Source organism: Pseudonocardia lacus (assembly GCF_018531445.1).
Taxonomy (GTDB): domain Bacteria; phylum Actinomycetota; class Actinomycetes; order Mycobacteriales; family Pseudonocardiaceae; genus Pseudonocardia; species Pseudonocardia lacus.
The window spans coordinates 38,461-49,089 of sequence record NZ_JAHDTH010000034.1 but is presented as its reverse complement, the minus strand read 5'-3'; the positions used below and the strand labels follow the sequence as shown (position 1 = coordinate 49,089).

Annotated in this window: 9 protein-coding genes; 8 read left to right on the top strand and 1 reads right to left on the bottom strand. The window is 74.5% G+C overall.

Annotated features, from left to right (window positions below):
• Positions 1-175: 175 nt before the first annotated feature.
• On the bottom strand, positions 176-808 hold the full coding sequence (locus KIK08_RS10310; protein WP_214402819.1) for an MBL fold metallo-hydrolase: 633 nt from the start codon (positions 806-808) through the stop codon (positions 176-178).
• 59 nt (positions 809-867) lie between these two features.
• Here KIK08_RS10310 and purS point away from each other — a divergent pair, with 59 nt between their 5' ends.
• The 8 genes from purS (at position 868) to KIK08_RS10270 (ending at position 10,618) form a co-directional block, all read left to right on the top strand.
• Complete coding sequence (gene purS / locus KIK08_RS10305) at positions 868-1,122, top strand: phosphoribosylformylglycinamidine synthase subunit PurS (protein ID WP_214402818.1); 255 nt, start codon at positions 868-870, stop codon at positions 1,120-1,122.
• Complete coding sequence (purQ, locus tag KIK08_RS10300; RefSeq protein WP_214402817.1) at positions 1,119-1,793, top strand: phosphoribosylformylglycinamidine synthase subunit PurQ; 675 nt, start codon at positions 1,119-1,121, stop codon at positions 1,791-1,793. The genes purS and purQ overlap by 4 nt, the downstream gene beginning before the upstream one ends.
• A 164-nt stretch (positions 1,794-1,957) precedes the next feature.
• On the top strand, positions 1,958-3,178 hold the full coding sequence (locus KIK08_RS10295; protein WP_214402816.1) for a PP2C family protein-serine/threonine phosphatase: 1,221 nt from the start codon (positions 1,958-1,960) through the stop codon (positions 3,176-3,178).
• Entirely contained in the window at positions 3,175-4,767 is a 1,593-nt protein-coding gene (locus KIK08_RS10290) for a sensor histidine kinase (protein WP_308257548.1), read from the top strand. The genes KIK08_RS10295 and KIK08_RS10290 overlap by 4 nt, the downstream gene beginning before the upstream one ends.
• Positions 4,764-5,207: a response regulator gene (locus tag KIK08_RS10285; RefSeq protein ID WP_214402815.1), complete on the top strand. Its 444-nt coding sequence runs from the start codon at positions 4,764-4,766 to the stop codon at positions 5,205-5,207. Before KIK08_RS10290 ends, KIK08_RS10285 begins: the two co-directional genes overlap by 4 nt.
• Positions 5,208-5,236: 29 nt before the next feature.
• Positions 5,237-7,558, top strand: a complete 2,322-nt coding sequence (purL, locus tag KIK08_RS10280; RefSeq protein ID WP_214402814.1) for a phosphoribosylformylglycinamidine synthase subunit PurL — start codon at positions 5,237-5,239, stop codon at positions 7,556-7,558.
• A 240-nt stretch (positions 7,559-7,798) separates the two neighbouring features.
• Positions 7,799-8,179, top strand: coding sequence for a sterol carrier family protein (locus KIK08_RS10275; RefSeq protein ID WP_308257547.1), 381 nt, complete (start codon positions 7,799-7,801; stop codon positions 8,177-8,179).
• Positions 8,180-8,299: 120 nt separating this feature from the next.
• The gene (locus KIK08_RS10270; protein ID WP_214402813.1) at positions 8,300-10,618 is read left to right on the top strand and encodes a putative bifunctional diguanylate cyclase/phosphodiesterase; all 2,319 of its coding nucleotides are present in this window, start codon (positions 8,300-8,302) and stop codon (positions 10,616-10,618) included.
• Positions 10,619-10,629 lie beyond the last annotated feature (11 nt).

Below are 10,629 nucleotides of genomic sequence, written 5' to 3'. Positions count from 1 at the left end.
CCGCCGCGGCGACGCCGTGCGGATCGACGTGCGGGCCGACGACCTCGGGCACGCCGCCCGGTTCGCCGCGGTGCTCGCCGCCGTGGACGCGGCCCGGGCGGCCGGTGCGGTCCCGGGCACCTACCGGCTGCCGGCCGCGGTCGCCCGGGCCGCCTGACGCCCGGGGGGTGGGGCGTCAGACCGTGGTGGCGGTGGCGGCGTCGAGGACCTTGAGGGTCGTCCGCTCCGGGGCCAGCTTCTCGAACATCCCGTACCAGATGCCGGGGTTGGACAGCACGGCCTCGTGGATCGGCACGGCCGTCGCCGGCGACACCGCCCGCAGGTAGTCGACGGCCTCGGACAGCTTCAGCCACGGCGCGCCGGTGGGCAGGAACAGCACCTCGACCGGCTCCGGCGGCGCGACCAGCGCGTCGCCGGGGTGCAGGTGGGTGCCGTCCACCAGGTAGGCGTTGTTGTCGATGACGGGGATGTCGGGGTGGATGACGGCGTGCTCGCCGCCCAGCACGTCCACCCGCGCCCCGGCGACCTCGACGGACGCGCCGGGGGCCAGCACCTCGTGGGTGATCCCGCGCTCGGCCAGCGTCGGGGCCGAGCCGGCGTCGACGAGCACCCTGGCGTCCGGGTTGGCGCGCAGCAGCGCGGTCAGCCGGTCGGGTTCGAGGTGGTCGAAGTGCTGGTGGGTGACCAGCACCGCGTCGAGGCCGGTGAGGGACTCGAAGCCGGTCGAGAACGCCCCGGGGTCGAGCAGCAGCCGCGCGGCGCCGGTGTCGAGCAGCAGGCACGAGTGGCCGTAGTGGGTGATCTCCATGCGGTCCACCCTGGCCCGGGGGATGCTCGGCCGCCAGCCCGCCGCCGTAGGCTGGTGGGGTGGCCAGAGTGGTTGTTGACGTGATGCCCAAGCCGGAGATCCTCGATCCGCAGGGCCAGGCCGTCGCGGGCGCGTTGTCCCGCCTCGGCATCGCCGGCGTCCACGACGTGCGCCAGGGCAAGCACTTCGAGCTCGACGTCGCCGACGACCTCGACGACGACACGCTGCACCGGATCGCCGGGGACCTGCTGGCCAACCCGGTGATCGAGGACTGGGTCGTCACCCGCGTCGCGCGCGACGGGGTGTCGTCGTGAGGATCGGGGTCGTCACCTTCCCGGGCTCGTTGGACGACCGCGACGCCGCGCGCGCGGTCCGCAGGGCGGGCGCCGAGGCGGTCCCGCTGTGGCACGCCGACCACGACCTCGCCGGCGTCGACGCGGTGGTCGTGCCCGGGGGCTTCTCCTACGGCGACTACCTGCGCGCGGGCGCCATCGCCAGCATCGCCCCGATCATGCGCGAAGTGGTCGACTCAGTCGCGCGCGGGATGCCCGTGCTGGGCATCTGCAACGGCTTCCAGATCCTCTGCGAGGCCGGGCTGCTGCCGGGGGCGCTGGTCCGCAACGCCGGGCTGCACTTCGTCTGCCGCGACCAGCGCCTGCGGGTCGAGTCGGCGTCGACGGCGTGGACGTGCGACCTCACCGAGGGCGAGGAGCTGCTGGTGCCGCTCAAGTCCGGGGAGGGCCGCTACGTCGCCGACGCCGCCACCCTGGAGCGGCTCGCCGGCGACGGGCGGATCGTGTTCCGCTACCTGGATCAGAACCCGAACGGCGCCCAGGCCGACATCGCCGGGATCAGTTCCGCCGACGGCCGCGTCGTCGGGTTGATGCCGCACCCCGAACACGCTATCGACCCGCTCACCGGCCCGTCGGCCGACGGGCTCGCCCTGTTCACCTCGGTGCTGCGGGCCGCGGCGTCGGTAGCCTGAGTGGGCCGACCGACGGGCTCGCCCGGTCGGCCGCTCACGGCGGGTGCACGACCGACCGCGCCACCGTTACCCGTTCGAGCTGCGCCGGTCGCGCCGCGCCATCTAGGCTCCGGCGACCCGCACCGCGCGATCTCCCGCGGAGCTCCGGAGGAGTACCCCCCACGATGACCCCCACGGCGACCCGACCGGCCCCGGTCGCGCCGCGCCGCGTCCTGCTGGTCGAGGACGACCCGGCCGACGTGTTCCTGGTCCGCGAGCTGCTGGCCGAGGTCGACCCCGACCTGGAGGTCGAGGTGGCCGAGTCGGTGGCCGACGTGACCTCCGGCAGCCTGCTGGGCCGCTGCGACTGCGTCCTGCTCGACCTGAACCTGCCCGGCACCGACGGCCTGGAGGGCCTGCGCCAGATACTGGGCGCCGACGACACCGCCGCCGTCTGCGTGCTGACCGGCCTGGACGACGAGTACCTCGGGACGGCGGCGGTCGCCGCCGGCGCGCAGGACTACCTGGTCAAGGGCAAGGTCGACGGCCAGGTGCTGATCCGCGCGGTGCGCTACGCGGTCGAGCGGCGCCGCGCGGAGGCCAGCCTGATGCGGCTGCGCGAGGAGCAGATGGCCGCGGCCGAGTCGGTGCGCCTGGAGCGCGGCCTGCTGCCGTCGCTGCTGCTGGCCGGCAGCCCCGTCCGGGGCCGCAACTACTACCGGGCCGGCCGCACCCGGTCGCTGATCGGCGGCGACTTCTTCGACGCCGTGCTGGGCCCGAACGGCACGGTGCACGCGATCATCGGCGACGTCTGCGGGCACGGCCCGGACGAGGCCGCGCTGGGCGCGCTGCTGCGGGTGTCGTGGCGGGCGCTGGTGCTGGCCGGCGTCGAGGAGGCGCAGGTCCTGCCGAAGCTGCAGCAGGTGCTGGTCAGCGAGCGCCACGAGCGGTCGCTGTTCACCACGGTGTGCACGGTGGCGATCACGGTCGGGCCGACGGGCGAGAGCGAGGCGCTGGTCCGGCTGGCCGGGCACCCGCCGCCGGTGTCGCTGCTGCCCGAGCCGCGCGCCGCCGACGCACCGGTCGGGTTGCCGCTGGGCATCCTGGCCGACGTCGAGTGGGAGCCGGCGACGCTGGCGCTGGGCCGGGGGTGGGCGCTGCTGCTGCACACCGACGGGTTGATCGAGGGTCGCGGGCCGGTCCCGGGCCAACCGCTGTGGGAAGAAGGGCTGCTCGACGTGCTCGCCGAGGAACGCGCCACCGACCTGGAGGCGCTGCCGGCCCGGCTGGTCGAGCGCGCCGTGGGATACAACGGCGGCCCGCTGGTCGACGACGTGGCCATCCTGCTGCTCTCCGCCGACGCCTCGTCGGCCGACGCCGCGCCCGCCCTCGCGGTGGGCGCGTGACCGTCAGCCTGGAGCGCGAGCCCCGCCGCCGCGCGTTGCGCCACGACCGGTCGGGGGCCGCCGACGAGCGCTGGCCGCTGTCGCGCATGTTCGGCGTGGGGGTCACCGCCGCCGCCGTCGTGGCAATGATCGTGATCGGGCTCGGCGCGTTCGGGCTCTGGCAGCTCACCGACTCCCGGGCGCGGCTGCTCGAGGTGGGCGGTCCGTCGACGCTGGCCGCCGAACGGCTGGCGGTGGCCCTGGTCAACCAGGAGACCGGCATCCGGGGCGTGCAGCTCGCCGGCAGCTCCCCGGAGTTCATCGACCCCTACCGCGCGGGCGTCGAGGCCAGGCGGACCCAGACCGAGATCATCCGCCGGTTGTCCGGCGGGCCCGGCCAGGAGGCGATCCGGGACGCCCTCGACGGGGTCGAGGCCGGGATCACGCGGTGGCGCGTGGAGTACGCCGAGCCGGTCATCGCCGGCACGCCGCCGCCCGCCGAGCAGGGGCGCGCCCAGTTCGACGTGGTGCGCACCGAGCTGCGCAAGCTGACCGACGCGCTGGCCGCGCAGCAGCAGGGCCTGCGCGCCGACCTCAACGGCTCGGCGTCGTTCCTGATCTGGATCGGCGTGGCGATCGTGGTGCTGCTGGCGACGTTCCTGGTGATGACCGGGATCGGGCTGCGCCGCACGGTGCTGCGCCCGGTCGCCGAGCTCGCCGCCGAGGTGCGCGAGGTCGTGTCGGGCAACGTGCAGCGCGAGGTCCGCGCCCAGGGCCCGAGGGAGATCGTCCAGCTCGGCGAGGACGTCGAGGCGATGCGCCGGCACATCCTCAGCGACCTGACCGACGCCAAGGCCGTCAACCGGCGTCTCGACGAGCAGGCGCGCGACCTGGAGCGCTCGAACCGCGACCTGGAGCAGTTCGCCTACGTGGCCAGCCACGACCTGCAGGAGCCGCTGCGCAAGGTGTCGAGCTTCTGCCAGCTGCTGCAGCGCCGCTACGGCGGCCAACTGGACGCCCGGGCCGACCAGTACATCGAGTTCGCCGTCGACGGCGCCCAGCGGATGCAGCGGCTGATCAACGACCTGCTGGCGTTCTCCCGGGTGGGGCGCACCACCGAGGCGTTCGAGGCGGTCGACCTGGCCACGGTCACGAAGGCGGCGGCCACCCAGCTCGACGGCCTGCGCGAGCAGGCGGAGGGCACGTTCGACATCGGCGAGCTGCCCGAGGTCCGCGGCGACCGGGCGCTGCTGCAGCAGCTGATGGTCAACCTGCTGGGCAACGGGCTGAAGTTCCACCGCGAGGGCGTGCCGCCGGTGGTGCGTGTGCGCGCCGAGCGCGCAGGCGACAGCTGGGCGATCACCGTCGCCGACAACGGCATCGGCATCGAGCCGGAGTACGCCGAGAAGGTGTTCGTGATCTTCCAGCGGCTGCACGGCCGCGACCGGTACCCCGGAACCGGGATCGGCCTGTCGCTGGCCAAGAAGATCGTCGAGTTCCACGGCGGGCGCATCGGCCTCGACAAGCGCGCGGAGACCGATCCCGGGGCGACGATCCGCCTCACCCTGCCCGCCGTCGCCCCCACCGACCCCGCGGAGGAGACCGCATGACCGACCCCCAGCCCCGCATCATCAACGTGCTGCTCGTCGAGGACGACCCCGGCGACGTGCTGATGACCCGGGAGGCGTTCGACGACTACCTGCACAACCGGCTCGACGTCGTCACCGACGGCGCCGACGCGCTGGCCTACCTCCGCAAGGAGGGGCAGTACGCCGACATGCCGCGCCCGGACCTGATCCTGCTCGACCTCAACCTGCCCAAGCGCGACGGGCGCGAGGTGCTGCAGGAGGTCAAGGACGACCCCGACCTCCGCCACATCCCGGTCATCGTGCTGACCACCTCGCAGGCCGAGGAGGACGTGCTGCGCAGCTACCAGCTGCACGCCAACGCCTACGTCACCAAGCCGGTCGACTTCGAGGGCTTCATCGAGGCCATCAAGCAGATCGACCACTTCTTCGTCAGCGTGGTCCAGCTGCCCGGCAAGCCCTGACCCGGACGGCCGCCGTAGGCTGGGATGTCGTGACGTCCAGCGCCACCACCCCGGCCACCCCCGCCCCCGCGACCGGCACCGACACCGTCGAGCGCGCCGCGGCCACCCCCGACCACGTCCAGCCGCACCGCGAGCTCGGCCTCAAGGACGACGAGTACGCCCGCATCCGGGAGATCCTCGGCCGCCGCCCCACCGACGCCGAGCTGGCGATGTACGCGGTGATGTGGAGCGAGCACTGCTCCTACAAGTCGTCCAAGGTGCACCTGCGCTACTTCGGCGAGACCACCACCGACGAGATGCGCGGCCGGATGCTGGCGGGCATCGGGGAGAACGCGGGCGTCGTCGACATCGGCGACGGGTGGGCGGTCACCTTCAAGGTCGAGTCGCACAACCACCCGTCCTACGTGGAGCCCTACCAGGGCGCCGCGACCGGCGTCGGCGGCATCGTGCGCGACATCATGGCGATGGGCGCGCGGCCGATCGCGGTGGCCGACTCGCTGCGCGTCGGCGCGGCCGACTCCCCGGACACGCGCCGCGTGCTGCCCGGCGTGGTCGCCGGGGTCGGCGGCTACGGCAACTCCCTCGGCCTGCCCAACGTCGGCGGCGAGGTGGTGTTCGACCGCAGCTACGCGGGCAACCCGCTGGTCAACGCGCTGTGCGTGGGCGCGATGCGCACCGAGGACCTGCACCTGGCGTTCGCCTCCGGCACCGGCAACAAGATCATCCTGTTCGGCGCGCGGACCGGCCTGGACGGCATCGGCGGCGTGTCCGTGCTGGCCAGCGACACCTTCAGCGGCGACGAGACCGGTGGCGGGCGCAAGAAACTGCCCAGCGTCCAGGTGGGCGACCCGTTCACCGAGAAGGTGCTCATCGAGTGCTGCCTGGAGCTGTTCCACGCCGGGCTGGTCGTCGGCATCCAGGACCTCGGCGGCGCCGGGCTGTCCTGCGCCACCAGCGAGCTGGCCAGCGCGGGCGACGGCGGCATGCGCGTCGACCTGGACGCGGTGCCGCTGCGGGCGAGCGGGATGACCCCGGCCGAGATCCTGTCCAGCGAGTCGCAGGAGCGCATGTGCGCGGTCGTGCGGCCCGAGGACGTCGACGCGTTCATGGCGGTCTGCCGCAAGTGGGACACCCTCGCCACGGTGATCGGCGAGGTCACCGACGGCGACCACCTCGTCATCACCTGGCGCGGCGAGACGGTCGTCGACGTGCCGCCCCGCACCGTCGCCCACGACGGCCCCGTCTACCAGCGCCCGGTGCTGCGCTCGGAGTCCCAGGACGCGCTGGCCGCCGACGTCCCCGACGCGCTGGCCCGCCCGTCCACCCCGGCCGAGCTGCGCGCCGAGGTCCTGCGCATGGTGGCCAGCCCCAACCTGTGCAGCCGGGGCTGGGTCACCGACCAGTACGACCGCTACGTGATGGGCAACACCGCCGCCGCCCAGCCCGCCGACGCCGGCGTCGTCCGGATCGACGAGGAGACCGGCCGCGGCATCGCCGTCGCCACCGACTGCAACGCGCGGTTCGTCGCGCTCGACCCCTACCTCGGCGCCCAGCTCGCGCTGGCCGAGGCCGGCCGCAACGTCGCCACCAGCGGCGCCCGGCCGCTCGCCGTCACCGACTGCCTGAACTTCGGCTCGCCGGAGGACCCGCACGTCATGTGGCAGTTCGAGCAGGCCGTGCACGGCATCGCCGACGGCTGCGCCCTGCTGGGCATCCCGGTCACCGGCGGCAACGTGAGCTTCTACAACCAGACCGGCGTCCAGCCGATCCTGCCGACCCCGCTGATCGGCGTGCTCGGCGTGATCGAGGACGTGGCGCTGCGGGTGCCCAGCGGCTTCCGCCGGGCCGGCGACGCCGTCGTGCTGCTCGGCGACACCCGCGAGGAGCTCGGCGGCAGCGAGTGGGCCGCCGTCGCGCACGGCCACCTCGGCGGCCGCCCGCCCGCCGTCGACCTGGCCGCCGAGCAGCGGCTGTGGGACCTGCTCGCCGACGCCGCGCAGCGCCGCCTGCTGACCGGCTCGCACGACCTCTCCGACGGCGGCCTGGCGCAGGCGCTGGTCGAGGCCTGCCTGGTCGGCGGGCAGGGCGCGGAGGTCGCGCTGCCCGATGGCCTCGACCCGTTCGTCGCGCTGTTCGCCGAGTCCGCCGGGCGCGTGCTGGTCGCGGTGGCCCCCGACGACCTCGCCGCCGTCCTGGAGCTGGCCGCGGCGGCCGGGGTGCCGGCCGCCCGGCTCGGGACGACCGGCGGCGACGCCCTCGCGATGGGCGACCTCGCGCCGCTGGCGCTGTCCGAGCTGCGCGAGGCGTCCGAGGGCACACTGCCCGCGCTGTTCGGGTCCACCGTGCACTGACCACCAGCCGCTACGCGGCTGCCGGTCGCCGCGCTTCGGGTTCCGCTGCGCTCCGCCGTCGCGGCTCGCAGCACTCGCGGTGTGCTCGCAGCGCCGGGTGTGTGGTCGCAGCCCGCCGGCGCGCTGCGACATCCTCGCCAGTGCTGCGACGTCTCCCGCCGGCGCGCTCCCGCGCGATCTGATCGGCACACCGCCGTCATCGGGCGGGCAGCGGTCCGCGGCTGGGGTACCGTGCCGGCGGTGGGGCGGGACAGCGGGGCAGCGGGTGGCGGTCCGGAAGGGCAGGGTGATCTGGCCGAGGTGCTGGCGTGGCTCGACGGGGGCCCGCAACCCGACCGGTCGGTGTTGCGCGCCGCGGTCAAGGAGAGCCTCGCCGCGCTCGTCGCGCAGGCCCCCGGGCACAGCGTGGAAGTGCGTGTCCCGCCGTTCGGAGCAGTTCAATGCATCGAAGGGCCCCGGCACACGCGGGGCACCCCGCCCAACGTGGTGGAGGCCGATCCGCGCACCTGGTTGGGGCTCGTCACCGGCGTGCGGACCTGGGACGATGCCTGGGCCAGTGGCCGGCTGACGGCATCGGGGAGCCGGGCGGGCGAGGTCGCCGGCCTGCTCCCCCTGCTGTGACCGCAACACTCGGCGGGGTGAACACGACCTCTCCGCAGTGGCGCAAACACGGTCGGGCGCGGAACATTGAGCCGTTCAGTGCCCGATAGAACCGAACGGGTGGCGGGAGGGGGTGCCGTGGTGGCACCACGGAGCCTCTCCGGGCCTGTCGGTCTGCCGCGGGACGGCAGGTCCGAGGCCGCGGGGAGCGACGCTGCGGTCGACGCCGACCCGATCCGCCTCCTGGCCGCTCGGTGGGCCCGGCTGGCCCCGGCCGACGCCCCACCCACGCTCGATCGCCTGACCGGTGTGCTGCGCCGGCTCGCCGAGATGGTGCGGGCCGAGCCGTTCTGGCCGTTCGCGGCCCGGGCACTGGGCGCCGACCTGGTCGACAGTGGACTGTGCGGTCCGCAGGGGCCCGGCGAGCGCCACGTCGAGGGCGTCGAGAGCACCCTCGCGGCCAGCCGGCGGCTGCTGCGCGACGAGGCGGCCGCGCTCGGGGCGGTCGGGCCGGCCGCCGAGCGCAGGCTCGGCGTCGCGGTCGACGAGATGGTCGCCGGGCTGATGAGCGTGCTCCAGCCCGCCGAACAGAACCACGCCGACCAGAACCACGCCGACCAGAGCGCCGCCGACCAGACCGACGCGGACGAGACCGGCACCACCCTCGACCCCCGCCAGCACGCCGCCACCCACATCACCCTGGCGCCGCGCCGGACCGCGGCCGCGACGTCGGGCGAGACCGCCGCCGCCGACGACGGCGAGCAGCCGCTGCTGCGCTCCATCACCGACCGCGGGCTGCGCGCCGCCTACGAGCAGACCGCCGTCGGCTGCGGCGTCGCCGAGCTCGACGGCGTCCTGGTCGACCTGAACCCGGCGCTCGCCCGCATGTTCGGCCTGTCCGGCGAGCTGGCCCAGCCGCGGCCGCTGTCGGACTTCGTGCACCCCGACGACCTCGCCGACCTGGTCGACCGCCTCCAGCGCCTGATGCGCGAGGAGAGCGAGGTCCTGCGCATCGAGCTGCGGCTGCTCCGCTACGACGGCGGCGCCTTCTGGGCGCACGTCACGGCGTCGCGGGTGCTCGACAGCGCCCGGCGCCCGTCCTACCTGCTGATCGTCGTCGAGGACGTCAGCGAGCGGCACCGGCTGCGCTCGCGCCTGGAGGAGGCCACCTACCAGGACCAGCTCACCCGGCTGCCCAACCGGACCGTGGCCGAGCAGTGGTTGCACCGCGCGGTCGGGTCGCGCGGGCCGCAGCGGGTGGGCGTGTGCACGCTCGACCTCGACGGCTTCCACCAGGTCAACGAGGCGCACGGCCAGCAGGTTGGCGACCGGCTGCTGCTCGCGGTGGCCGGGCGGCTGCAGGTCGCCGCGACCGAGCACCTGGTCACCCGCACCGGCTCGGACGAGTTCACCGTGCTGGTGGCCGACCCGGACGGCGTGGGCGAGGTCGCGCGCCTGGCCGAGCGGCTGCTCTCGGCGATCGCCATGCCGTTCACCATCAACGGCGTCTCGATCTCGGTGACCGCCAGCATCGGCGTCGCCGAGGGTGCCACCGGCCCCAGCTGCGCCCAGGAGTTCCTGCGCAGCTCGGACGTGGCCCGGACGTGGGCGAAGAAGCTCGGCGGCGGGCGCGCGGTGGTGTTCGACCCGGAGCGCGACGCCGCCGAGTCGGCCCGCTTCGCGCTGCTGTCGGGCATGCGGGGGGCGATCGGGCGCGGCGAGTTCCGGTTGGCGTTCCAGCCGCTGGTCCGGCTGTCCGACGGTCAGCTGCGCGGTGCCGAGGCGCTGGTCCGCTGGCAGCACCCGGAGCAGGGCCTGCTCAGCCCCGGCCGGTTCATCCAGCTCGCCGAGTACAGCGGGGCCATCGTGCAGCTGGGCCGCTGGATCCTGGAGGTCGCCTGCGCGCGGGCCGCGAGCTGGTGGCAGGAGCTGGGCGAGCAGGCCCCGTACGTCAGCGTCAACGTCTCGCCGGTGCAGCTGGCCGACCCGGGCTGGCTGGGCGACGTCAAGGAGGTGCTGGAGAGCACCGGACTGCCGGCCGAGCAGCTCCAGCTGGAGATCACCGAGCAGGCGGTGCTCGGCGAGGACGCCGCCCCGCTCGACGCGCTGGCCTCGCTGCGCTCGGCGGGCGTGCGCCTGGCGCTGGACGACTTCGGCACCGGGTACTCCAGCCTGGCCTGGCTGCGCAGGCTGCCGGTGCACGCGCTGAAGATCGACGGCTCGTTCATCGAGGGGCTGCGCAACCCCGACCCCGACCCCACCGACTCCTCCATCGTCCGGGCGCTGATCGGAATGGCGCACGCCCTCGGATTGGACGTGACCGCCGAATGGGTGCAGACGCAGGTCCAGGCGGAGCGCCTGGCCGAGCTCGGCTGCGACTTCGGGCAGGGCGAGCATTTCGGTGAGCCCGGTCCCGGAGAGTGGGTTCCCGAGTTGTACCGGCGTAGCATCGGCACCTGATCTGCCGTCTG

Excerpts from the sequence above, each read along its gene's own strand:
- KIK08_RS10310 (WP_214402819.1), bottom strand. The coding sequence starts at position 808 with ATGGAGATCACCCACTACGGCCACTCGTGCCTGCTGCTCGACACCGGC.
- KIK08_RS10295 (WP_214402816.1), top strand. The coding sequence starts at position 1,958 with ATGACCCCCACGGCGACCCGACCGGCCCCGGTCGCGCCGCGCCGCGTC.
- KIK08_RS10285 (WP_214402815.1), top strand. The coding sequence starts at position 4,764 with ATGACCGACCCCCAGCCCCGCATCATCAACGTGCTGCTCGTCGAGGAC.